21 protein-coding genes and 1 pseudogene are annotated in these 21,503 nt (G+C 53.4%); 8 read left to right on the top strand and 14 right to left on the bottom strand.

Going from position 1 to position 21,503, the window contains the following annotated elements:
- Positions 1 to 22: 22 nt before the first annotated feature.
- From AB1287_RS19445 to typA, 7 genes are all read right to left on the bottom strand, one after another.
- Positions 23 to 391 (bottom strand): type II toxin-antitoxin system VapC family toxin, encoded by a 369-nt coding sequence (locus AB1287_RS19445; protein WP_435618816.1) that lies wholly within the window; start codon positions 389 to 391, stop codon positions 23 to 25.
- A gap of 2 nt (positions 392 to 393) precedes the next feature.
- The gene (locus tag AB1287_RS19440; protein ID WP_435618815.1) at positions 394 to 636 is read right to left on the bottom strand and encodes a CopG family transcriptional regulator; all 243 of its coding nucleotides are present in this window, start codon (positions 634 to 636) and stop codon (positions 394 to 396) included.
- 177 nt (positions 637 to 813) lie between these two features.
- Complete coding sequence (fabY, locus tag AB1287_RS19435) at positions 814 to 1,755, bottom strand: fatty acid biosynthesis protein FabY (RefSeq protein ID WP_312629286.1); 942 nt, start codon at positions 1,753 to 1,755, stop codon at positions 814 to 816.
- A 47-nt stretch (positions 1,756 to 1,802) separates the two neighbouring features.
- Positions 1,803 to 2,240, bottom strand: coding sequence for a D-aminoacyl-tRNA deacylase (gene dtd, locus AB1287_RS19430; RefSeq protein ID WP_435618814.1), 438 nt, complete (start codon positions 2,238 to 2,240; stop codon positions 1,803 to 1,805).
- Entirely contained in the window at positions 2,237 to 3,109 is an 873-nt protein-coding gene (locus tag AB1287_RS19425) for a virulence factor BrkB family protein (protein WP_312629219.1), read from the bottom strand. The genes dtd and AB1287_RS19425 overlap by 4 nt, the downstream gene beginning before the upstream one ends.
- Positions 3,103 to 3,702: a glucose-1-phosphatase gene (gene yihX, locus AB1287_RS19420; RefSeq protein WP_312629217.1), complete on the bottom strand. Its 600-nt coding sequence runs from the start codon at positions 3,700 to 3,702 to the stop codon at positions 3,103 to 3,105. The genes AB1287_RS19425 and yihX overlap by 7 nt, the downstream gene beginning before the upstream one ends.
- A 172-nt stretch (positions 3,703 to 3,874) precedes the next feature.
- The gene (gene typA / locus AB1287_RS19415) at positions 3,875 to 5,698 is read right to left on the bottom strand and encodes a ribosome-dependent GTPase TypA (RefSeq protein ID WP_435618813.1); all 1,824 of its coding nucleotides are present in this window, start codon (positions 5,696 to 5,698) and stop codon (positions 3,875 to 3,877) included.
- Between the two features lie 379 nt (positions 5,699 to 6,077).
- Between typA and glnA the strand changes: the two genes are divergently transcribed.
- The 4 genes from glnA to AB1287_RS19395 all read left to right on the top strand — a co-directional run bounded on the left by glnA (position 6,078) and on the right by AB1287_RS19395 (position 10,366).
- Positions 6,078 to 7,487, top strand: coding sequence for a glutamate--ammonia ligase (glnA, locus tag AB1287_RS19410; RefSeq protein WP_312630035.1), 1,410 nt, complete (start codon positions 6,078 to 6,080; stop codon positions 7,485 to 7,487).
- A gap of 185 nt (positions 7,488 to 7,672) precedes the next feature.
- Entirely contained in the window at positions 7,673 to 8,722 is a 1,050-nt protein-coding gene (gene glnL, locus AB1287_RS19405) for a nitrogen regulation protein NR(II) (protein WP_312630037.1), read from the top strand.
- An 11-nt stretch (positions 8,723 to 8,733) separates the two neighbouring features.
- Positions 8,734 to 10,146, top strand: a complete 1,413-nt coding sequence (gene glnG / locus AB1287_RS19400; protein ID WP_312630039.1) for a nitrogen regulation protein NR(I) — start codon at positions 8,734 to 8,736, stop codon at positions 10,144 to 10,146.
- Between the two features lie 109 nt (positions 10,147 to 10,255).
- Positions 10,256 to 10,366 carry a YshB family small membrane protein gene (locus tag AB1287_RS19395; protein ID WP_041162160.1) on the top strand — a complete coding sequence of 37 codons (111 nt, stop codon included), beginning with the start codon at positions 10,256 to 10,258 and terminating at the stop codon, positions 10,364 to 10,366.
- Between the two features lie 134 nt (positions 10,367 to 10,500).
- Here the strand turns inward: AB1287_RS19395 and hemN are convergent, their stop codons facing one another.
- The 3 genes and pseudogenes from hemN to AB1287_RS19380 all read right to left on the bottom strand — a co-directional run bounded on the left by hemN (position 10,501) and on the right by AB1287_RS19380 (position 12,866).
- Entirely contained in the window at positions 10,501 to 11,874 is a 1,374-nt protein-coding gene (hemN, locus tag AB1287_RS19390; RefSeq protein WP_435618812.1) for an oxygen-independent coproporphyrinogen III oxidase, read from the bottom strand.
- Positions 11,875 to 12,062: 188 nt separating this feature from the next.
- Positions 12,063 to 12,575 (bottom strand): Der GTPase-activating protein YihI, encoded by a 513-nt coding sequence (gene yihI / locus AB1287_RS19385; protein WP_312630044.1) that lies wholly within the window; start codon positions 12,573 to 12,575, stop codon positions 12,063 to 12,065.
- 119 nt (positions 12,576 to 12,694) lie between these two features.
- Positions 12,695 to 12,866: pseudogene (locus tag AB1287_RS19380) on the bottom strand (hypothetical protein).
- 294 nt (positions 12,867 to 13,160) lie between these two features.
- On the opposite strand from AB1287_RS19380, the gene yihA reads away from it, so the two are divergent.
- The gene (yihA, locus tag AB1287_RS19375) at positions 13,161 to 13,793 is read left to right on the top strand and encodes a ribosome biogenesis GTP-binding protein YihA/YsxC (RefSeq protein WP_312630046.1); all 633 of its coding nucleotides are present in this window, start codon (positions 13,161 to 13,163) and stop codon (positions 13,791 to 13,793) included.
- A 342-nt stretch (positions 13,794 to 14,135) separates the two neighbouring features.
- Here the strand turns inward: yihA and polA are convergent, their stop codons facing one another.
- On the bottom strand, positions 14,136 to 16,928 hold the full coding sequence (gene polA / locus AB1287_RS19370; RefSeq protein ID WP_435618811.1) for a DNA polymerase I: 2,793 nt from the start codon (positions 16,926 to 16,928) through the stop codon (positions 14,136 to 14,138).
- Positions 16,929 to 17,323: 395 nt separating this feature from the next.
- Between polA and AB1287_RS19365 the strand changes: the two genes are divergently transcribed.
- Positions 17,324 to 18,223 carry an acyltransferase gene (locus AB1287_RS19365; RefSeq protein WP_435618810.1) on the top strand — a complete coding sequence of 300 codons (900 nt, stop codon included), beginning with the start codon at positions 17,324 to 17,326 and terminating at the stop codon, positions 18,221 to 18,223.
- A 75-nt stretch (positions 18,224 to 18,298) separates the two neighbouring features.
- On the opposite strand, the gene dsbA is transcribed toward AB1287_RS19365, so the two are convergent.
- The 3 genes from dsbA to AB1287_RS19350 all read right to left on the bottom strand — a co-directional run bounded on the left by dsbA (position 18,299) and on the right by AB1287_RS19350 (position 20,281).
- A complete protein-coding gene (gene dsbA / locus AB1287_RS19360; protein WP_312630050.1) occupies positions 18,299 to 18,922 on the bottom strand; it encodes a thiol:disulfide interchange protein DsbA in 624 nt (207 codons plus the stop codon).
- A gap of 26 nt (positions 18,923 to 18,948) precedes the next feature.
- Positions 18,949 to 19,935, bottom strand: a complete 987-nt coding sequence (locus tag AB1287_RS19355) for a serine/threonine protein kinase (protein WP_435618809.1) — start codon at positions 19,933 to 19,935, stop codon at positions 18,949 to 18,951.
- 76 nt (positions 19,936 to 20,011) lie between these two features.
- Positions 20,012 to 20,281, bottom strand: a complete 270-nt coding sequence (locus tag AB1287_RS19350; protein WP_312630054.1) for a YihD family protein — start codon at positions 20,279 to 20,281, stop codon at positions 20,012 to 20,014.
- A gap of 69 nt (positions 20,282 to 20,350) precedes the next feature.
- Between AB1287_RS19350 and mobA the strand changes: the two genes are divergently transcribed.
- On the top strand, positions 20,351 to 20,935 hold the full coding sequence (gene mobA / locus AB1287_RS19345; RefSeq protein ID WP_435618808.1) for a molybdenum cofactor guanylyltransferase MobA: 585 nt from the start codon (positions 20,351 to 20,353) through the stop codon (positions 20,933 to 20,935).
- Positions 20,932 to 21,438, top strand: a complete 507-nt coding sequence (mobB, locus tag AB1287_RS19340; protein ID WP_312630058.1) for a molybdopterin-guanine dinucleotide biosynthesis protein MobB — start codon at positions 20,932 to 20,934, stop codon at positions 21,436 to 21,438. Before mobA ends, mobB begins: the two co-directional genes overlap by 4 nt.
- Positions 21,439 to 21,503: the final 65 nt, after the last annotated feature.

The following is a 21,503-nucleotide window of genomic DNA, read 5'->3' as shown; positions in this document are numbered from 1 at the left end:
ACCGGGTGCGAATGTGCCCGGTTTATTGGTACGGTATTTTTACTGCAGAGATCCCGGCAAAGTCTTTAGTATTACGGGTTATCAGCGGGCAATTTCTCACCACCGCGCTGGCGAGGATGATGGCGTCCGGTAATTTCATACCGTGCTCTGCACGAAGCAGAACGCTTCGCTCCGCAATTTCCCGACTGACGTCAATGACCTCGAACGCGCCCAGTAGCGCCGCCGTTCTCGCCTCTTGATGATATTTCCGCGCCCCAACCATCACTTCCATCCAGGAAATCAAACTGATTGCCCGATGGCTTGCTCCATTTTCAATGGCTTCAGCCGCCTCAAGCCTTTTATTTAAAAGATCGATAAGAATATTGGTATCAAACACCGCCACGCGTTCCATCTTCACCACTCCTCGCGTAACTTACGTTCGTACTCTATCCCATCCTCTGCTCCATCCCCCCACAGCCCCAGAGCTTCCCGGATGACGGATGTACTTTGCCTGTCCAGATACTGTTCAACAGCTTCACGGATTAATTCTGCACGCGGCAGGTTTCTTAGTTGCTTAAGACTCTCAAGTCGTTGCAACGCATCATCGGAAAGATCGATCAGGATTCTGCCCATAGTCATTTCAATCGCCATGCTCATATATCACTCCAGTATATCATGAGCGGTTAATTTTCAGGCAATTTACGATGTTAAGGCACGGGGTGAAAGTCTGATTTGAGACTTCTGTTTTGTTTTGCGTCGGATCTTCCTGCGAAATGAAAACCACTAACACTTTTCAATAAAAGTCGTGGCCTGGATCACCAGGCCAGAGCTGAACTACTCCTCCTCGTTGCCGCCCTCTTCCAGCGGCCCGAAGGGTTTGGCGGGCAGAACGATATAGATGCCTTCAAAAACGGCCCCCGGATGCTCATCGCCAAACAGCTCAACCTGAAGCTGTACTCGCGCCTTACGGCCACGAGCAAGGCGATCGAGGTCACCGCTGAGTGAACCCAGGTCAGCAATGGCGCTGGGTTTGCCGCTGATAGGGCTGCTGTAACGAATGTGGGCATCGGCCAGAATGATGGTGCCGCCGAGATGACGTTCGCGCAGCATCAGCCAGATAAGTCCCCAACCGGTGAGCGTCGCCAGCGAGAACAGACTGCCGGCGAACAGCGTATTGTGCGGGTTCTGATTGCCGATCTCCGGCATGGTCGTGATAAATTTTTGCCCGGTGTACTGCTGAATGCGCACGCCCATCTTTTCGCTAAGTGGGATATGTTCGTACCAGGCCTGCTGAAGCTGACCGCACCAGTCGCCGCGGTGCAGAATGTCGTCGAGCGTCGCCACGGGTTTAATCATCAGGAAGTGGCGCACTGGCGTAGTTTGCGGGGTGGTAATCTCACCCTGGTTTACGAATCCGAGCTTGGCAAAGAACTCCACCGCGTCTTCGCGGGCGCTACAGGTAACGCGTTTGACGCCCTCCTGACGCGCGACCGATTCCAGCGTCATCGCCATCAGCGTGCCGAGCCCTTTATCCTGCACGGCAGGATCCACGGCCATAAAGCGAATCGACGCTTCGTTGTCCCCGTTGATGTACAAGCGTCCAACCGCCACCAGGTTGCCAGACTCGTCCATCACCATCTGGTGATGCGCCATCGCATCCCAGGCGTCGCGCTCGGAGCCCTGCGGCTGATGGAGCGGCTTGCGCAACATCTCCCAGCGAAACTGATAATAACGCGCTAACTCTTCTTCCGTTTGCGGTACTCGAAGGTGATACATAGCAGAACTCTCTTTTGCCGCCCGCGACCAGCCTGCATGAAGGCTGTTCATACCTGCAACCAGAAGGTCACGGGACCGTCATTAACCAGTGAAACCTGCATATCAGCCGCGAAGCGCCCCGTCTGGGTATGCATCTCCTGCTGACGACAACGCTCAACAAAGTACTCATACAGCGCTTCGGCTTTATCAGGTGCGGCCCCGCGCGAGAAGCCAGGACGCATACCACGTTCGGTATCTGCCGCCAGCGTAAACTGCGACACGACCAGTACGCTACCGCCCGCCTGCTGCACGTTAAGATTCATTTTACCGTCGGCGTCGCTGAAGATTCGATAGCCCAGCACGCGCTCGCACAGGCGATTTGCTTTTTGCTCGTCATCCTCTTTTTCGACACCCAATAACACCAAAAGTCCCTGACCAATTTCTCCCGTCACCTCTCCCTCCACGGTGACGCTGGCACGGGTTACGCGCTGAATTAATGCAATCATGGTTGTTCTTCTTCTTCCTGGGATGCAGCGAGTTTGAGTTTGCGGTATTCCCCGAGAGTGACAGTAATTTCGGCCCCAAGCAAGACGATACACCACGTCCAGTAAACCCAGACGAACAAAATGGGGATAACCGAAATCACACCGTAAATCAGCTGATAGGACGGGAAAGTGGTGATGTAGAGCGCAAATCCCTTTTTCCCCAGTTCAAATAGCGCAGCGGCCACCAGCGCGCCAAGTACCGCATCGCGGTTCAGCACGCGCGTGGTCGGTACAATGCTGTAGAGCAGCCAGAAGGAGATCCAGGAAAGCAGCAGCGGGAAGATACGCAGGACGTTATCAATGACGCCGTTGAGCTCGCTCGCCCAGCGTAATGAGAGCAGATAAGAGCTGATGACCAGGCTTGCTCCCGCCAGCAACGGTCCGAGCGTCAGGATCATCCAGTAGACGGCGAACGAGTAAACCTTTGGCCGCACCCGTTTGCTGCGCCAGATAGTGTTCAGTGCGCTATCGATGGCGTACATCAACAGCAGAGCCGTGACGATCAGGCCACAGGCACCGACGGCGGTCATTTTACTGGAGTTAGCAACGAACTGTTCGATGTAGCGCTGAATAACATCGCCCGTGGCGGGCAGGAAATTGGCGAAGACAAAATGACGCAGCGTCAGGCTGACGTCAGAAAACATCGGAAATGCCGCGAACAGCGCAAAAATAACGGCGATAAGCGGCACCAGGGAAAGTAACGATACATAAGCCAGATTGCCGGCCAGCGTCGTCATATTGTCTTCATCAATGCGCCGCCAGAGAAGCTTCAGCCAGGCGAAGAACGGCCCGGCGTGTCGGGTGGCTTTTTGATGAACGGTTTTTAGCATAGCTGTTTCGCAAAATACTCGGGAATGGTGTCTTTTCCGGTCACCAGAATGCTGTTAATGCCCAGCTGTCTGGCGCCCTCTATATTATCGACGTTATCATCGAAAAAGACCGTATCGTTTGCGGAAAAACCTTCGGCTTCCAGCACCTGCTGATAAATTCGCGTTTCCGGTTTACGCATACCCATTTCCTGCGACAGGTAAATATGGTCAGCGGATTCGCGCACTTCCGGATATTCATCCGGCCAGAAGGTAGTATGCAGACGATTGGTATTCGACAGCACCACCACACGATGACCCTGCTGGCGAAGTTTACGCATAATCGCAGTCACTTCCGGACGCAATCCCACGAAAATCGCCTGCCAGCCATGAGAAAACTGCTCGTAGCTCAGCGGTAAATCCATTTCATGACACAGCGCTTCGGCGAAAGCTTCATCAGAGATTTCCCCTCGCTCGTGCTGATGAAATGCTTCTCCCATGACGAATTTCTGCTTCAGGGTTGCCAGCGGCACACGGCTGAAATCACTCCACGCGCCAAACACGCGGTTGAAGTCAATGTCGACAATCACATTACCTAAATCAAAGATATAGAGCATGATCCTCTCCTTTTGCGTCATGGAAAAATAACTGTAGCGGGAAAGAGGAGGTTTGACTACAAGGAGGAGATGCCTGGCGCAGAAAAGGGTACGTTGCTTTTCCGGACGGCAACCAACAAAAAAGCCGCTGAATATCAGCGGCTTTTTTATTTCAGCACGAACAGACTAAAAATTAGTCTTCTTTCGGGCCACGCATTGCGCGTTTACGGTCGTTCTCGGTCAGGTGACGCTTACGGATGCGGATAGAAGTTGGGGTAACTTCTACCAGTTCGTCGTCATCGATGAACTCCAGAGCCTGCTCCAGGGTCATCTTCACTGGCGGAACCAGAACCGTTGCTTCGTCAGTACCAGACGCACGCATGTTGGTCAGTTTCTTACCGGTCAGGCAGTTAACGGTCAGGTCGTTAGAACGGCTGTGAATACCGATGATCTGACCTTCGTACACTTCTGCACCGTGACCCAGGAACAGCTTACCGCGGTCCTGCAGGCTGAACAGCGCGAACGCAACCGCTTTACCCTGACCGTTGGAGATCAGTACGCCGTTGTTACGCTGACCAACATCACCTGGACGCACATCGTCGTAGTGGCTGAAGGTAGAGTACAGCAGACCGGTACCGGAGGTCATGGTCATGAACTCTGAACGGAAACCGATCAGACCACGGCTTGGGATCACGTAGTCGAGACGTACGCGGCCTTTTCCGTCTGGATTCATGTTTTTCAGGTCGCCTTTGCGCTCACCCAGAGCCTGCATAACAGAACCCTGATGCTGCTCTTCGACGTCCAGCGTTACGTTTTCGAACGGCTCTTGTTTACGGCCGTCGATTTCGCGGAAGATAACTTTCGGACGGGAAACCGCCATCTCGAAACCTTCACGACGCATGTTTTCAATCAGAACGGACAGGTGCAGTTCACCACGGCCAGAAACGCGGAATGCGTCTGCATCCGGGGTTTCTTCCACGCGCAGCGCAACGTTGTGCACCAGCTCTTTGTTCAGGCGGTCAAGAATCTGACGGGAGGTAACGAATTTACCTTCTTTACCACAGAACGGAGAGGTGTTGACGTTGAAGAACATGCTCACGGTTGGCTCATCAACGGACAGCGCTGGCAGCGCTTCTACCGCCTGCGGGTCGCAGATGGTGTCGGAGATGTTCAGCTCGCCCAGACCGGTGATCGCGATGATGTCGCCGGCTTCAGCCACGTCGCTCTCGATACGCTCCAGACCCAGGTGGGTCAGTACTTTACCGACTTTACCGTTACGGGTTTTGCCTTCGCTATCGATGATAGTGACCTGCTGGTTCGGCTTCACTTTACCGCGCTTGATGCGGCCGATGCCGATAACGCCAACGTAGTTGTTGTAGTCCAGCTGGGAGATCTGCATCTGCAGAGTCCCTTCCAGATCGACGTTTGGCGCAGGAACGCGGTCAACGATCGCCTGATACAGCGGGGTCATGTCTTCCGCCATATCTTCGTGATCCAGACCCGCGATACCGTTCAGCGCAGAAGCGTAAACGATAGGGAAGTCCAGCTGCTCGTCGGTCGCGTCGAGGTTAACGAACAGGTCGAAGACCTGATCCACAACCCAGTCTGGACGCGCGCCAGGACGGTCAACTTTGTTGATAACAACAATCGGCTTCAGACCATGGGCAAACGCCTTTTTGGTCACGAAGCGGGTCTGAGGCATTGGGCCATCCATTGCGTCAACGACCAGCAGCACGGAGTCTACCATGGACATTACACGTTCAACTTCACCACCGAAGTCGGCGTGGCCTGGGGTATCAACGATGTTGATACGGTAGTCATTCCATTTGATAGCGGTGTTTTTAGCGAGGATGGTAATCCCACGCTCTTTCTCCAAATCGTTGGAGTCCATCACACGCTCTTGGGTTTCGGCGCGAGCGTCGAAAGTACCGGATTGCTGCAGCAGCTTATCAACCAGGGTAGTTTTACCATGGTCAACGTGCGCGATGATGGCGATGTTACGCAGATTTTCGATCACAACTTTGCCTCAGGCATTTAGAAATAGCGCGTTATTGTACACGGATTAATCGCACTACAAAACAGGATCACAAACATCCCCCGCAAACAAGTATTGCAGAGATGCAGTGTGATCGCTTTCACGGAGAGAAAAAGGGCGCCATAACGCAAATTGCACCAAAACAGTGCCCGCAGGTCACACGAGAGCACTTTTTTGGTGCAAGATAGCCATCATGGTGCAGCCCTTTTGCACTATGGTGCGCATCATAACGCCTTTTGGGGGCGATTTAAAAGTTGGCACAGATTTCGCTTTATCTTTTTCAAGGCAACAACGCCACATTAAGCAGTGCCAAGAATCGTTCGTACCACGACGACAATGACAAATCCGGGAGAGTTTAAGTATGTCCGCTGAACACGTTTTGACGATGCTGAACGAGCATGAAGTGAAGTTTGTCGATCTGCGCTTCACCGATACCAAAGGTAAAGAACAGCACGTCACTATCCCTGCTCACCAGGTAAATGCCGAATTCTTCGAAGAAGGCAAAATGTTTGACGGCTCCTCTATCGGCGGCTGGAAAGGCATTAACGAATCCGACATGGTGCTGATGCCAGATGCATCCACCGCGGTCATCGATCCGTTCTTCGAAGAATCTACGCTGATCATTCGTTGTGACATCCTCGAGCCAGGCACGCTGCAGGGTTACGACCGTGACCCACGCTCCATCGCAAAACGCGCTGAAGAGTACCTGCGTTCTACCGGTATCGCAGACACCGTGCTGTTCGGGCCAGAACCAGAATTCTTCCTGTTCGATGACGTACGTTTCGGCAGCTCTATCTCCGGTTCTCACGTGGCTATCGACGATATCGAAGGCGCATGGAATACCTCCACCAAATACGAAGGCGGTAACAAAGGTCACCGTCCAGCCGTCAAAGGCGGTTACTTCCCGGTTCCACCAGTGGATTCCTCACAGGATCTGCGTTCCACCATGTGTCTGGTGATGGAAGAGATGGGCCTGGTGGTTGAAGCTCACCACCACGAAGTGGCAACTGCTGGTCAGAACGAAGTGGCAACCCGCTTCAATACCATGACCAAAAAAGCCGACGAAATTCAGATCTACAAATATGTGGTTCACAACGTTGCGCACCGTTTCGGTAAAACCGCAACCTTCATGCCAAAACCAATGTTTGGTGACAACGGTTCCGGTATGCACTGCCACATGTCTCTGTCCAAGAACGGCACTAACCTGTTCTCCGGCGACAAATACGCAGGTCTGTCCGAGCAGGCGCTGTACTACATCGGCGGCGTTATCAAACACGCTAAAGCGATCAACGCCCTGGCAAACCCGACCACCAACTCTTACAAGCGTCTGGTCCCGGGTTATGAAGCACCAGTAATGCTGGCTTATTCTGCGCGTAACCGCTCTGCTTCCATCCGTATTCCGGTTGTTGCCTCTCCAAAAGCGCGTCGTATCGAAGTGCGCTTCCCGGATCCAGCAGCTAACCCGTACCTGTGCTTTGCCGCGCTGCTGATGGCGGGTCTTGATGGTATTAAGAACAAGATCCACCCGGGCGAAGCAATGGACAAAAACCTGTATGACCTGCCGCCAGAAGAAGCGAAAGAGATCCCACAGGTTGCCGGCTCTCTGGAAGAAGCACTGAACTGCCTGAACGAAGACCGCGAGTTCCTGACTGCGGGCGGCGTGTTCACTGACGAAGCTATCGATGCTTACATCGCGCTGCGCACTGAAGAAAATGACCGTGTGCGCATGACGCCGCACCCCGTTGAGTTCGAACTGTACTACAGCGTTTAATTCGCCGTACTCCTGTGGTCTTTCACCCTTTTGCGAAGACCCAGGCTATTTTTTGTTGCCGTGGAAACTTTCAGCCCATCTTCGGATGGGCTTTTTTCTCCACCAACTCACTGATTCCAGACGCTTAGCGATTAAAAAACGCTATACTGCACTAAATTGGTGCACACCTTTCAGGAGACTGCCGGATGGCAACAGGCGTGCTGCCCGATGCTGGGCAGATCCTCAATTCTTTAATCAACAGTATCTTACTGGTAGACGACGAGCTGGCGGTGCATTACGCCAACCCGGCGGCGCAGCAGCTGCTTGCCCAGAGCTCACGTAAATTATTCGGCACGCCGTTGCCGGAACTGTTGAGTTATTTTTCCCTGAACATTGACCTGATGCAGGAGAGCCTGCAGGCGGGTCAGGGCTTCACGGATAACGAAGTCACGCTGGTAATTGACGGACGCTCACACATCCTGTCGCTCACCGCGCAGCGGCTGCCTGATGGCTTAATCCTGCTGGAGATGGCGCCGATGGATAATCAGCGTCGCCTGAGCCAGGAGCAGCTACAGCACGCTCAGCAGGTAGCGGCGCGCGACCTGGTTCGCGGTCTGGCGCATGAAATTAAAAATCCGCTCGGTGGTCTGCGCGGTGCCGCACAGCTGTTAAGCAAGGCGCTGCCCGATCCGTCGCTGCTGGAATATACCAAAGTCATCATCGAGCAGGCCGACAGGCTGCGCAATCTGGTGGACCGCTTACTGGGCCCGCAGCAGCCGGGAATGCACGTGACGGAAAGTATTCACAAAGTTGCCGAACGCGTGGTGAAGCTGGTATCGATGGAGCTGCCAGATAACGTACGTCTGACGCGAGACTACGATCCGAGTTTGCCTGAATTACCGCACGATCCCGACCAAATAGAGCAAGTTTTGCTGAATGTCGTGCGCAATGCGCTCCAGGCTCTTGGCCCGGAAGGTGGTGAAATCACGCTGCGCACGCGCACGGCATTCCAGCTGACGCTGCACGGCGTACGCTACCGCCTGGCAGCGCGTATTGATGTGGAAGACAACGGGCCGGGCATTCCTTCCCACCTGCAGGATACGCTGTTTTATCCGATGGTCAGCGGACGCGAAGGCGGCACCGGGCTGGGATTATCCATCGCCCGCAGCCTGATCGATCAACACTCCGGTAAAATTGAGTTCACCAGTTGGCCGGGCCACACCGAATTCTCGGTTTACCTGCCCATTCGGAAATAGAGGTGCATTTTATGCAACGAGGGATAGTCTGGATCGTTGATGATGATAGTTCCATCCGCTGGGTGCTTGAACGCGCGCTCACCGGGGCAGGATTGACCTGCACCACGTTCGAAAACGGTAGCGAAGTGCTGGATGCGCTGTCCAGCAAAACCCCGGACGTTTTACTGTCTGATATTCGCATGCCCGGCATGGACGGGCTGGCGCTGCTGAAGCAGATTAAACAGCGTCATCCGATGCTGCCGGTCATCATAATGACCGCTCATTCCGATCTGGATGCCGCCGTCAGCGCCTACCAGCAAGGCGCATTCGATTATCTGCCCAAGCCATTTGATATCGACGAAGCCGTTGCGCTGGTCGAGCGCGCCATAAGCCACTATCAGGAACAGCAGCAGCCGCGTAACGTCCAGGTCTTTGGCCCGACGACGGATATCATTGGCGAAGCGCCCGCCATGCAGGACGTGTTCCGCATTATTGGCCGCCTGTCGCGCTCATCGATTAGCGTGTTGATTAACGGCGAGTCCGGCACCGGGAAAGAGCTGGTCGCCCATGCGCTGCATCGCCACAGCCCGCGGGCGAAAGCGCCGTTTATCGCGCTGAACATGGCGGCTATTCCAAAAGACCTGATCGAGTCCGAACTGTTTGGCCATGAAAAAGGCGCGTTTACCGGGGCGAACACCATTCGCCAGGGGCGCTTTGAGCAGGCCGACGGCGGCACGCTGTTTTTAGATGAAATCGGCGATATGCCGCTCGATGTGCAAACCCGCCTGCTGCGTGTGCTGGCCGACGGGCAGTTTTATCGCGTTGGCGGTTATGCCCCGGTCAAAGTGGACGTGCGCATTATCGCCGCCACGCACCAGAACCTTGAACTGCGCGTACAGGAGGGCAAATTCCGTGAGGATTTATTCCACCGCCTGAACGTGATTCGTGTGCACCTGCCCCCGCTGCGCGAGCGTCGCGAAGATATCCCACGTCTGGCGCGCCATTTCCTGCAGGATGCGGCGCGTGAGCTGGGCGTAGAAGCTAAACAGCTGCACGCGGAAACAGAAGCCGCGTTAACGCGCCTCGCGTGGCCAGGCAACGTGCGTCAGTTGGAAAACACCTGCCGCTGGCTAACGGTAATGGCCGCGGGTCAGGAAGTCCTGATTCAGGATTTACCGGCAGAGCTGTTTGAAGCAACCGCGCCAGAAAGCAGCACCGGGCATTCCCTGCCGGACAGCTGGGCAACGCTGTTAGCGCAGTGGGCAGACAGAGCGCTGCGTTCCGGTCATCAAAACCTGCTTTCGGAAGCACAACCCGAAATGGAGCGCACGCTATTAACCACCGCACTGCGGCATACGCAGGGGCACAAACAGGAAGCGGCTCGCCTGCTCGGCTGGGGGCGAAACACCCTGACGCGTAAGCTGAAAGAATTGGGGATGGAGTGATTTTTACCGCTGTGTAAAGATTATTAATTGAGCGCAAATTGCCGTTATTTTGCGCTTTACTGTTGCGATGCGTTTTGTATGATCGTGCCCGGAAATCGGGGGAACCATCATGCTGGAATCACTAGTGAATTTGCTCTCTAGCGGAGCTGCCGAAAGCCACACGCCGCAAACAGCCGTTGCTGCCGTGCTGTGTGCGGCGCTGGTTGGATTGTTGAGCTAACAGGTTTGTCGGGTGGCGCTTCGCTTACCCGACCTACGTGTTGAGATTTCGTAGGCCCAGCGGTGCTTCGCTTATCCAACCTGCGTTTTGCTATTTCGTAGGCCCGGTAAGCGAAGCGCCACCGGGCAATACGGCTAAATGACGCGCGAGAACTGCTGCATCCGCGCTTTCTGACGCAGCCAGGTATCAAAGCACATACAAATATTGCGAATAAGCAAACGCCCTTTTCCCGTCACCTGAATGCCGCTGTCCGTGACGTCCACCAGCCCATCTTTTGCCAGCGGCGCAAGCAGCTTTAAATCCTCGGCGAAATAGTCCGCAAAATCTAAATTCCACGCTTTCTCCACCGCCGCAAAATCCAGGCGGAAGTTGCAGATCAGCGCTTTGATCACATCACGACGAATACAGTCATCGTTGGTCAGCGAAATGCCGCGCCACAGCGCATTTCCACTCTCATCAACCTGCTGATAATACTGCTTAAGCTCTTTCTGGTTCTGCGCGTAACAGTCGCCAATCATGCTGATGGCGGACACGCCGAGGCCCAGTAAATCACTGTCGCCCTGGGTGGTATAACCCTGGAAGTTACGATGCAAAACGCCTTCACGTTGGGCAATCGCCAGTTCATCGTCCGGACGGGCAAAATGGTCCATCCCGATAAACTGATATCCGGTCTCCGTCAGCAAGGTGATGGTTTCCTGCAAAATATCGAGTTTCTGCTGAGCCGAAGGCAAATCGGCGTCTTTGATTTTGCGCTGCGCGGCGAAGAGCGTTGGCAGATGAGCATAGTTAAATACGCTGAGCCTGTCGGGGTTCAGTTCCGCCACGCGTTTGAGGGTAAAGGCGAAGCTCTCTGGCGTCTGCTTTGGCAAGCCGTAAATCAGGTCGATATTCGTCGAAGTGAAGCCAATCTCGCGGGCATGATTGAGCAACGCGAAGATAAACTCTTCGTCCTGCTCGCGGTTCACCAGTCGCTGTACTTCTTTATTGAAGTCCTGCACGCCCATACTCAGGCGATTAAAACCTTCCCCACGCAGGTGATTGAGCACATCCAGCTCGATTTCACGCGGATCGACCTCAATCGAGATTTCCGCATCGGCGTTAAAGGCAAAATGACCGCGCAAAAGCTGCATCAGGCGGCTAATTTGCGCGTTGTTCAGGTAGGTTGGCGTGCCGCCGCCCCAGTGCAATTGGCTGACTTTACGGCCCGCAAACAGCGGCGCACGATGAACAATTTCCTGTTCAAGCGCATCGAGATACCGATCGGCTTTGTGCTGCTGGCGAGTGACAATCTTATTGCAGCCACAGAAATAGCAAAGCTTGTGGCAAAACGGAATGTGGACGTACAGCGACAGCGGGCGCTCTGGATAGCGGGCGACCGCATTCTGGAAGTCGGATTCACCAAACGCTTCGGAAAACTCCAGCGCGGTGGGATACGAGGTATAACGCGGCCCGGAATAGTTATATTTCTGGATCAGGGCCAAATCCCAGTCGATTAACTGCTCAGACATGCTTACTCCTTGCGAGGATATCGCGAACGACGACGGCGTGCCGGCTGAACCGCATTTCGGGTTCTTAGCCGGTTGCGCAGCCAGTGCTGACGCCGCGACAACCGTCGTAGTTTAACGAATAACCCCCCGAGATAACACATAACCAAAAGGGTTATCAGCAGGACGGGCAGTCCGAGTGGGTGCAAACGTTAGTTTCCACCCTTCAGCAGACGCATCATATCTTCTTTGGCTTCCTCTTCTTCGTCTTCATCGTCGTCGTAAGAGAGGCCCAGCTGCTGCATCAGTTCATCAATGCGATCGAGTTTGGCATCAACCCAGGTTTGCTCGTCGGCGGTCAGGGTCTCCCCCTCTTCCAGACGTTCCAGCAGCGCATCCAGGCGCTCATCATTTTCCAGTAAATCCAGCTCGGCCTGCGGTGAAAGCATAGGTTTCTCGCTCTTCGGTTTTTGCTGCCTGGTCACCGGACGCTCTACGGCACCCAGTGGGATTGGGGTTTTACTGCCAATACGCGGATCTTTCTGTTGGCCCTTTTTATTGCCACCAGCGCCAGCCTCACCGCCGCTCGCGCGGCTGCCTGCTGCGTGACCGCGGTGCTTTTTGTCGCGTTTACGGGCACGCGCTTCCTGATCAAGCTCTTCACGCGTCTTACGACGGGCTTTGCCAGGCGCTTTGCTGCGCGGTGCGGATGTTGGTTTTTTCATGATGATGAGTGTCTTTACGTTGTTTACTTCAGTATAGAATTGAGGCGGAATCTAGCAGAAAGCAGACAAAGAAAAAAGGCGACAGAGTAATCTGCCGCCTTTTTCTTGACTCACAACCCTTAACGGGTCACACAATCCCTGTTCGCCACCAACACACCCTGTTTTTCCCTTGGCGAAAAACACTCCTTGTTTGATTCCTTTTCCTTGTTCAACGTCTCCGGACGTTTGCCTCCCTGGCAATTCCTTCGTCTTCGCCTCCTGGCGCTCCTGACCCTCGTCCTGAGTTCTTATCCCTTCGGCATCCTCGCCTGATGGGGGCTACTTTAACAAGTTATGCCGAACACACAAGCCACCTTCCGGCCATGTGAGACAAATTCAGAACATTACCAAGATTTAACACATTGAATTTAATGAATTAGTTAAAAATCCCGCCTGCAACTTCTCCTAAATTTCGTATAGCAACAATGGCAAATATCCTACAAAGTGCAGGGATATAGCTGACACGCAACCTGTGTGACAAACGCCGCCTTTTGCCATTGTTCAGGTATACTCCCCGGCATAGCCCGATTTTATGGAGACGCTCCTTTGATTAACCTGAACTATCAACAGACGCATTTTGTGCTCAGCGCGCCTGATATTCGCCATTTACCGTCCGATACCGGGATCGAAGTGGCTTTTGCCGGCCGCTCCAACGCGGGTAAATCGAGCGCCCTGAATACCCTGACCAACCAGAAAAGCCTGGCGCGTATTTCTAAAACGCCGGGTCGTACGCAGCTCATCAACCTGTTTGAAGTGGTTGAGGGAAAACGCGTTGTCGATTTACCAGGCTATGGCTACGCCGAAGTGCCGGAAGAGATGAAGCGTAAATGGCAACGAGCTCTGGGCGAATACCTGGAAAAACGCCTGTGCCTGAAGGGCCTGGTGGTGCTGATGGACATTCGCCATCCGCTGAAAGATCTCGACCAGCAGATGATCGAGTGGGCCGTTCACAGCAACATTGAAGTACTGGTATTGCTGACGAAAGCCGACAAGCTGGCAAGCGGGGCGCGTAAAGCGCAACTGAATATGGTGCGTGAAGCGGTGCTGGCCTTTAACGGCGACATTCAGGTCGAGGCTTTCTCGTCACTGAAGAAACTCGGTGTGGATAAACTGCGCCAAAAGCTCGATACCTGGTACAGCGAACTGGCGCCTCAGGAAGAAGAAAGCGCAGCAGAGTAATCCTTTTCAGGCGCGGACCGCTTCGCGCTTTTTCTTTCGCGCAATAAAAAACGCCCCAGTCATAACTGACTGGGGCGGCTAAAATATTCAGCCAAATCCGATTACGTGAAGTAAAAGGTCTGAAAGATAGAACATCTTACCTCTGTACCCTACGCGAATAACTCTACTCTTTTTTTCTGAGGGCGCACAGCACTTTTTGTAGTTTTTTTTCACAATTTACATAGCGATTTCCGATGACCATCACAAAACGCTATAAGTTATGTTGCTTACTTACAAAAAATGCCGTCCCAATTCGCATGGTGACTCGTACCCGAACGGCGTTTTTTTCATCAGAGCAGGCACTTAGTGCGCCTCGTCCCAGTTAGCCCCGCTGCCGACTTCCACCAGCAAAGGCACATCCAGCTTCGTGCTGTTTTCCATTAACTCATGAACCTTCTTCGACACGGCCTCCAGATCGTCTTTATGCACCTCAAAGACCAGTTCATCGTGCACCTGCATGATCATTCGCACTCGTGGCTGTTCTTTCTGAAGCCACGCATCTACGGCAATCATTGCGCGCTTGATGATATCTGCTGCCGTCCCCTGCATCGGGGCGTTAATGGCTGCGCGTTCCGCGCCTGCACGCATCGCCGCGTTGCTGGATTTGATTCCCGGCAGGTAAAGGCGACGACCTTCGAGCGTTTCAACGTAACCTTGCTCTTTTGCCTGCTCGCGGGTGCGTTCCATGTATTCACGGACGCCCGGATAGCGCTCGAAGTAGAGATCCATGTACTTCTGCGACTCTTTGCGCGGAATATTGAGCTGGCGCGACAGGCCAAACGCGCTCATGCCGTAGATCAGGCCAAAGTTAATTGCCTTCGCGCTGCGGCGCTGTTCGTTAGTGACGCTCTCAAGCGGCAGGCCAAAGACTTCCGCAGCGGTGGCACGGTGAATGTCTTTCCCTTCGGCGAAGGCGCTCAGCAGGCCCTTATCGCGGGAAAGATGCGCCATGATGCGCAGTTCAATTTGTGAATAGTCAGCGGAGACAATCAGATAATCTTTCGGCGCGATAAACGCCTGGCGAATACGACGACCTTCTTCGTTACGCACCGGAATATTTTGCAGGTTCGGATCGGTGGAGGACAAACGCCCCGTCGCCGCAACGGCCTGGTGATAAGAGGTGTGCACGCGGCCCGTTTTCTCGTTGATCATCAGCGGCAGCTTATCGGTGTAGGTCGATTTCAGTTTCGCCAGACCGCGATACTCAAGAATAACTTTCGGCAATGGGTAATCGAGCGCCAGCTCTTCGAGGACCTCTTCAGACGTGGACGGTGCGCCGCCCGGCGTCTTCTTCAGCGGCTTAATGCCCTGTTTTTCAAACAGGATTGTCTGCAGCTGTTTTGGCGAAGAGAGGTTGAACGCTTCTCCGGCAATATCATGGGCTTTCTGTTCGAGCTCAATAAGGCGCGTCGCCAGCTCTGCCGAATGGTTATGCAGAACGTCAGGATCGATGTTCACGCCGTTGCGCTCCACGCGTGAGAGAACCGGCACCAGCGGCATTTCGATATTCTGGAAAACGTTGAGTGGGCCTTTTTGCTTCTGTAGCTTCGGCCACATTTTCAGATGCAGCTGCAATGTGACGTCAGCATCTTCCGCCGCATAGCGACCCGCTTCTTCCAGCGCAATCTGGTTAAAGGTGAGCTGATTTTTACCTTTGCCGGCAATTTCCTCAAAGGTGATTGTTTTGTGCTTCAGCCAGCGGTCGGAGAGGCTGTCCATATCATGACGCCCGGCCACGCTGTCGAGCGTGTAGGACTCCAGCATGGTATCGAAGGCAATACCGCGCAGCTCAATGTCGTAGTTGGCGAGAATCCCACGATCGTATTTCAGGTTTTGCCCCACTTTCAGGCACTTCTCATCTTCCAGCAGCGGTTTCAGTAGTTCCAGCACGCGCTCGCGGGAAATTTGTTCCGGCGCATCAAGGTAGTCATGCGCGACAGGCACGTACGCCGCGACGCCCGGTTCTGTGGCAAAAGAGAGGCCAACCATGTTCGCGGAGACGTTGTCGAGGCTATCCGTTTCGGTATCGAAGGCGATAACGGGCGCTTTCTTCAGTTTCTCGATCCACTGTTTAAGCGTTGCTTCATCAAGAATGGTCACATAGTTTTCAGAAGATAATGCCGTGGCTGGCTCGTCAGCTTCTTCTCCGACGGCAGCCATCGCGGCTGCCGCAGGTTTCGCTGAAGGCTTGCCGCCCTTGGCCTGCAGCCATTTTCCTTCTTCAACGTCAGTAATCCAGCGCTTAAATTCATATTGCTTAAACAGGCTTAACAGTTCGTCAGCCGTCGGGGCGGCAACTTCCAGCTGCTCACAGGTCAGCTCCAGCTCAACGTCCGTTTTAATGGTGGCAAGCTTATAGGAGAGGTATGCCATCTCCTTATTCTGCTCGAGCTTCGCAGCCATGGTTTTTGCACCACGGAACGTCAGGCCAGCAATTTTTTCCGGCTCGGCGTACAGCGTCTCCAGGCCGCCCAGCCCCTGCAGCAGCGCCTGCGCTGTTTTTTCACCCACTCCCGGCACGCCCGGGATGTTATCTGAGGAGTCGCCCATCAGCGCCAGGAAATCGATAATCAATTCCGGCGGCACGCCGTATTTGGTGACAACTTCTTCTGGCCCCAGCACCGTGTTGGTCATGGTGTTGATAAGCGTGATATTCGGCGTGACCAGCTGGGCCATATCTTTATCGCCCGTGCTGATAAGCACCGGACGGCCTGCTTTTTCCGCTTCACGCGCCAGGGTGCCGATAACGTCATCGGCCTCTACGCCTGAAACCGCGAGCAGCGGCAGCCCCATTGCTTTCACCATCGCATGCAGCGGCTCGATCTGCGCGCGAAGATCATCCGGCATCGGCGGGCGGTGGGATTTGTAATGTTCGAACAGTTCGTCACGGAAAGTCTTACCTTTGGCATCGAAGACCACCGCCGCATGGGTTGGTTGATATTGCATGATCAGGCTGCGCAGCATATTCAGCACGCCATACATGGCGCCCGTTGGTTCGCCGGCGCTGTTGGTCAGCGGGGGAAACGCGTGATATGCGCGGTAAAGATAAGAGGAGCCATCAACCAGGATGAGGGGGTTTTCTTGGATCTGAACCATAATTTCCGTGCCTGTTTATCAGATTAGGGGTAAAGGATGCCACAGACAGAGCTAAAACTTGAGTTTTTCACCCGCTTTGCCACAAAAGATTTGTTGATCCCCGGGATCGCTCGCACATCCAATCTGTGGATAAGTTTGTGAATAGATTTATTCCACCGAATAAATTGCGATCGCCCTTAGCGCGATGTAACAATAATAACCTTATTTTTCATTGCATTAATTAAGATCCGCAGCATTCAGTGTATTGCTGGTGACAATTTGTGCCATGTGGATATAACTAAACGTTATTTTCTGTTCTTTCAGGCCCCGTCATTAAGTCCGATTTCTGATAAAATCAGCGCCTTGCGCCTGCGTAACCCGCGCTTTATACAATTAACCAGTTGAATAAATTCATTATGTCGAGATTACTCGCTGCGATAACGCTTATTTTGAGTATCGCACTTACCATTGTCGTCACCATTGCTTGTTCCGTGCCTATCATTCTGGCCGGAATAATCAAACTGTTGCTCCCGATCCCGATGGTGTGGCGATCCGTCTCCGCATTTTGCAATCTGATGATGTACTGCTGGTGTTCTGGCCTGGCGCTGTTGTTGCACCTCAATCCGTGGTTGAAATGGGATGTTGAGGGTCTGGAAGGGCTGAATAAGAAAAACTGGTATCTGCTTATCTGTAATCACCACAGCTGGGCGGATATCGTGGTGCTGTGCGTACTGTTTCGCAAACACATCCCGATGAATAAATATTTCCTCAAGCAGCAACTGGCGTGGGTACCGTTCATCGGACTGGCCTGTTGGGCGCTGGATATGCCGTTTATGCGGCGCTATTCGCGCAGCTATTTGATTCGCCATCCGGAGCGCCGCGGCAAGGATGTGGAAACAACACGTCTCTCCTGCGAGAAATTCCGCAAGCACCCGACAACCATCGTGAATTTTGTCGAAGGCTCCCGCTTTACCGAGGAAAAGCGCCTGCAAACGCGTTCACCTTATCAACATTTGCTGCCGCCGAAGGCTGCCGGTATTGCGATGGCGCTGAACGTGCTGGGCAGCCAGTTTGATAAGCTGATGAACGTAACGCTCTGCTATCCGGAAAACGATCGCACACCGTTCTTCGATATGCTAAGCGGCAAGTTAACCCGAATTGTCGTACGTGTGGATCTGGTACCCATTGCGGAAGAACTGCACGGTGATTACGTGAACGATAAGAACTTTAAGCGTGCTTTCCAGCTGTGGCTGAATACGCTATGGGCAGAGAAAGACAGGCAAATAGAGGCGATAAAAGCGGACTTCAGCAGATAGTAGATTTCTGCGAGGAGCGCTGCTTGTCAGAGGGCCCCAAAGAAAAAACGCCGGTCATTAACCGGCGTTTTGTTTTTATTTCTTCTCAACCAGTTGCTTCACGGTATCGGCATACTGCTGCACGAACACGTCCATATTGCTGGTGTCCATGCCCTGCGGGTTCAGCTGATATTTACCATTAACGTACATCGCTGGAACACCCTGCAGCTGCAGATCCGCCGCCGCTTTTTCCTGCTGGGCAACGAGAGATTTCACCACGAAGCTGTTCCACGCCGCATCATAGTCTTCACCTTTCACGCCTGCATCGACAAAGACCTGGCGGATGTCAGCGACAGTCTGCACGGTCTGGGTTTTCTGTACGGCTTCAAACATAGGCGCGGTGATCTTATCTTCTACGCCCAGCGCCATCGCGACCGCCCATGCCTGAGTCAGGTCTTTACCCAACGGACCGAGGAACTCAACATGGTACTTCGTCATTTTGGTGCCTTCAGGCAGCTTCTGCTTCACCGTATCGGACACGTGCAGCACGCGCTCAAACTCATAGCAGTGCGGGCAGTAGAACGAGAAGAACTCGAGTACCTGTGGCTCACCCGCAACAGGCTTCTCAAGCGTGGAATACTGCTTACCGTCAGTGATCTGCGCCGCGGAAGCGCTGAATGCCAGAATCATTCCTGCCAGCGCCAGAAAAATCTTTTTCATTTTTAACTCTCTCCTGAAAATGTCTGTTAATACATCGGCGTTAATTGTAATGGAGGTTCCTGAAGGATTCTGACCTGTTCCAGGAACGTATGGCTTTGCCTGCGCCAGTTATCTTCCTCGGCAAGCCAGGGAAAATTAACCGGGAAAGCAGGATCTTCCCAGCGACGGATTATCCATGCCAGGTAATAAACCATGCGCATGGCGCGCAGTGGTTCGATGAGAGAGAGCTCAGCGGCGTCAAAGGCGCTGAACTCTTCATATGCTTCGAGAATAATATCCAACTGCATCAGGCGCTCGGCGCGATCGCCGTGCAGCAACATCCACAGATCCTGTACGGCAGGACCATTGCGGGCATCATCCAGATCGACAAACAGCGGCCCGTCGCGCCAGAGAATATTACCGGCATGACAGTCGCCATGAAGACGCAGGGAGGCAAACCGGGTGTGCCACTGCTGCATGACGGCATCGATAAGCTTATCGGCAGCGGCGAGAAATTCAGCCTTCAGTGAACCAGGGATCAGGGAGGTGTTTTCAAAAATCAGCCGGGGTTCCAGCAAATACTCCTGGATGCCCATATCCGGGCGTGCGGCAAAGCGCTTCTTGCGGCCCGTCTGATGCAGACGACCCAGATAGCGACCAACCCATTCCATCTGGTCCAGATTATCGGGTTCAAACTGGCGGCCTCCGACGCTCGGAAAGACGGCAAAGGAAAATCCCTGCTGGGTCAGCAGCGTTTCACCGTCAAAAGCGAGGGGGGCAGCAACGGGAACATCGTCGCCCTGTAGCTCAAGCGCAAACTGATGCTCTTCACGAATTTGCTCCACCGACCAACGCTGCGGACGATAGAATTTGACGACGAAACGACGCCGGTCTTCATCCTGAAACTGCCAGACGCGATTCTCATAGCTATTGAGCGGCGTCAGACCCGAATCCACCCGAATGCCCTGATCAAAAAGGGCATCCACGATGGTATCCGGGTGAAGGGTCTGGAAAGTAAAAGCCTTATCGTTCATCCGATTATCCGGAAATAACTGCGAATAATTCAGGATATCATTTCGCAGCCTTTTCGGTGGCACCGCTTACAAGCTTTTACTCTTTAATTACGCCACGAGCACGGAGCAGCGCGGTTTTGAAATCGTCTTCATAATCTTTCTGAATCCCAGGGATCACCGCATCTTTTGCTGAATCGCGCATTTTAAGATGGTAAATCAGGATATCGTCGGAAAGATCCGTCAGCTCACCGTCAAAACCTGACTCCTTCGCCAGTTTCTGTAAGAATTGCATCAGATTCAGCTCTGGCTCTTTTTGCCAGGCTGGCTGGAGGAGTTCAATCACTTCATTCAGACGTTTACATTTCATTCATTTGCTCCTTACGCTTAACCATCACACGTTAGCAGGGTCAAACCCACAATAAAAGAGGCGATATTCGTGAATCAGCAGCCAGAAATCACTGGCATCATTCTGGCGGGCGGCAAGGCAAGTCGGATGGGTGGCCTGGACAAAGGATTACAGGAACTTAACGGCATCCCGCTTTGGCGGCACGTCGCCAGAACGCTCGCGGCACAAACCAGCAGACTTGCGATCAGCGCCAACCGTTCGCTGGATAGCTGGCGTGCCAGCGGCTATGAAGTAATTCAGGACGCGTTGCCCGATTTTCCAGGCCCGCTTGCCGGGATGCTCTCTGTGATGAAGCACTCTACGGATGAGTGGTTCCTGTTTTGTCCCTGTGACACACCGTTTATCCCAACAAATCTTGCAGAACGCTTTCTTCAGTATAAAACCGACGCTCAGGTAGTTTGGGCCTTTGACGGCGAGAGAGATCATCCTGCAATTTCGCTCGTTAATCGCAGCGTAATCCCCACACTGGAAGCCTACCTTGAGTCCGGCGAACGCCGGGTGATGGTATTTCTGCAGCAATGTGGCGGCCATCGCGTTGATTTTAGCGACATGAAATCGGCATTTATCAACGTGAATACTTTAGTGGATTTGCAGAATATGCAGGTGAAGTCATGATTCCTGTTCTGGCGATTGCTGCATGGAGTGGTACCGGGAAAACCACGCTGCTTAAGCGACTTATTCCCGAACTGTGCTCACGTGGCATACGACCAGGGCTAATCAAGCACACGCACCATCGGATGGACGTCGATACGCCAGGCAAAGACAGCTACGAATTACGTAAGGCAGGCGCAGCGCAAACTCTGGTGGCCAGCACGGAGCGCTGGGCATTGATGACGGAAACACCTCAGGCCGAAGAACTCGATCTGGATTATCTCGTGAGCAGGATGGATTTGTCGAAACTGGATCTTATTCTGGTTGAAGGATTTAAGCACGAGTCTGTCGCGAAGATCTTGCTGTTCAGAGAAGGCACTACGCATAGCATTGAAGAGCTGTGCATCGACGAACATGTGATTGCGGTCGCCAGTGATGTGCCTGTTGATATCGAGCATCGCCTACTTGATATTAACAATATCAAAGAGATAGCTGACTTTGTTGAATTTTGGATGACCGCGAAATAAAGGTAAAGAGGAATGCCTCTGTCCCACTCAGGAGAGCCCTCACGGGCAAACAGCAGACAACAAAA

The sequence above is a fragment of the Scandinavium sp. UTDF21-P1B genome, assembly GCF_040750395.1.
Lineage (GTDB): Bacteria > Pseudomonadota > Gammaproteobacteria > Enterobacterales > Enterobacteriaceae > Scandinavium.
Note: the sequence above shows the minus strand (reverse complement) of the source record. Positions and strands in the feature narration are given on the sequence as shown.

Coding starts and splice junctions, on each gene's coding strand:
- AB1287_RS19445 (WP_435618816.1), bottom strand. CDS start 391: ATGGAACGCGTGGCGGTGTTTGATACCAATATTCTTATCGATCTTTTA.
- AB1287_RS19440 (WP_435618815.1), bottom strand. CDS start 636: ATGAGCATGGCGATTGAAATGACTATGGGCAGAATCCTGATCGATCTT.
- fabY (WP_312629286.1), bottom strand. CDS start 1,755: ATGTATCACCTTCGAGTACCGCAAACGGAAGAAGAGTTAGCGCGTTAT.
- dtd (WP_435618814.1), bottom strand. CDS start 2,240: ATGATTGCATTAATTCAGCGCGTAACCCGTGCCAGCGTCACCGTGGAG.
- AB1287_RS19425 (WP_312629219.1), bottom strand. CDS start 3,109: ATGCTAAAAACCGTTCATCAAAAAGCCACCCGACACGCCGGGCCGTTC.
- yihX (WP_312629217.1), bottom strand. CDS start 3,702: ATGCTCTATATCTTTGATTTAGGTAATGTGATTGTCGACATTGACTTC.
- glnA (WP_312630035.1), top strand. CDS start 6,078: ATGTCCGCTGAACACGTTTTGACGATGCTGAACGAGCATGAAGTGAAG.
- glnL (WP_312630037.1), top strand. CDS start 7,673: ATGGCAACAGGCGTGCTGCCCGATGCTGGGCAGATCCTCAATTCTTTA.
- glnG (WP_312630039.1), top strand. CDS start 8,734: ATGCAACGAGGGATAGTCTGGATCGTTGATGATGATAGTTCCATCCGC.
- AB1287_RS19395 (WP_041162160.1), top strand. CDS start 10,256: ATGCTGGAATCACTAGTGAATTTGCTCTCTAGCGGAGCTGCCGAAAGC.
- hemN (WP_435618812.1), bottom strand. CDS start 11,874: ATGTCTGAGCAGTTAATCGACTGGGATTTGGCCCTGATCCAGAAATAT.
- yihI (WP_312630044.1), bottom strand. CDS start 12,575: ATGAAAAAACCAACATCCGCACCGCGCAGCAAAGCGCCTGGCAAAGCC.
- polA (WP_435618811.1), bottom strand. CDS start 16,928: ATGGTTCAGATCCAAGAAAACCCCCTCATCCTGGTTGATGGCTCCTCT.
- AB1287_RS19365 (WP_435618810.1), top strand. CDS start 17,324: ATGTCGAGATTACTCGCTGCGATAACGCTTATTTTGAGTATCGCACTT.
- dsbA (WP_312630050.1), bottom strand. CDS start 18,922: ATGAAAAAGATTTTTCTGGCGCTGGCAGGAATGATTCTGGCATTCAGC.
- AB1287_RS19355 (WP_435618809.1), bottom strand. CDS start 19,935: ATGAACGATAAGGCTTTTACTTTCCAGACCCTTCACCCGGATACCATC.
- AB1287_RS19350 (WP_312630054.1), bottom strand. CDS start 20,281: ATGAAATGTAAACGTCTGAATGAAGTGATTGAACTCCTCCAGCCAGCC.
- mobB (WP_312630058.1), top strand. CDS start 20,932: ATGATTCCTGTTCTGGCGATTGCTGCATGGAGTGGTACCGGGAAAACC.